The sequence below is a fragment of the Alcanivorax sp. HI0083 genome (assembly GCF_001635175.1).
In genome coordinates this window covers 1-1,098 of sequence record NZ_LWFX01000103.1, presented here as the reverse complement: position 1 = coordinate 1,098, position 1,098 = coordinate 1, and the positions used below count along the sequence as shown (strand labels likewise).

General features: G+C 58.8%; 1 protein-coding gene. It reads left to right on the top strand.

Annotated elements, in window-relative coordinates:
* Positions 1–240: 240 nt before the first annotated feature.
* A partial coding sequence (locus A3754_RS01135) for a KamA family radical SAM protein (RefSeq protein ID WP_369817557.1) occupies positions 241–1,098 on the top strand: 858 nt, incomplete at its 3' end.

Genomic DNA, 1,098 nt, shown 5'->3' with positions numbered 1-1,098 from the left:
GCGCCTATTAAACAGTGTGCAGAAAATGACCACTCTCCTCCCCGATCAGGCTGGGGGGCGATCCGTTCCAAGTCCTCTGCGTCGCCTCGCCGACGCACGTTAAACGGGCCAAACAGGTCCAACTCAGCGCCAGCCGCCGCTGGCCATCAGTAGTAACGACTAATTCCGCTGGTTTAGGCAACCAGTGTACCGGTGTTGACGGCGTTATCGTCATGCCGGCGCATGATGAGGAGCGATACCATGCCCGAAACCAATACGGTTATTCCGCTGCACCAGGACACTCGCGAGAGCACCGACAAGCTGGCTCAATCTTTTGAACACGGCTACGACGAACCCCGCCGGTTCAAGGTCTACACGGCCCGCCAGCTCGACAAGATCGAGCCGCTCAAACGCCTGGACGACGAGACCCGCTTTGCCATGGACGTGGTCGCCAATGTGCTGCCGTTTCGGGTCAATGAGTACGTCATCAATGAGTTGATCAACTGGGACAACGTACCCAATGATCCCATCTACCAGCTCACCTTTCCCCAGAAAGGCATGCTGGCCCCGGAGCACTTCGACAAGGTGGCCGACGCCATGCGCGGCGGCGACAAGGCGGAAATAAAAGCCGCCATCGCCGAAGTCCGTGACGCCCTGAACCCGCACCCCGCCGGGCAGATGGAACACAACATGCCGGAAGTGGACGGCGAGAAGATCGATGGCGTTCAGCACAAGTACAATGAGACCGTGCTGTTTTTCCCCAGCCAGGGTCAAGTGTGTCACAGCTACTGCACTTTCTGCTTCCGCTGGGCCCAGTTCATCGGTGACAACGATCTGAAAATCGCCACCAAGGAAGCCGGCCAGCTGAAGAAATACATTCAGGCCCACCCGGAAATTTCCGATGTGCTGATCACCGGTGGCGACCCGCTGGTCATGAAGACCAAGAACCTGCGCGCCCATATCGAACCGCTGCTGGAACTGGAACAGATCCGCACCATCCGCATCGGCTCCAAGGCACTCACCTTCTGGCCACAACGCGTGGTGTCCGATGCCGACGCCCAGGACCTGCTGGACCTGTTCGAGGAAGTGATCGCCAGCGGCAAACACCTGGCACTGATG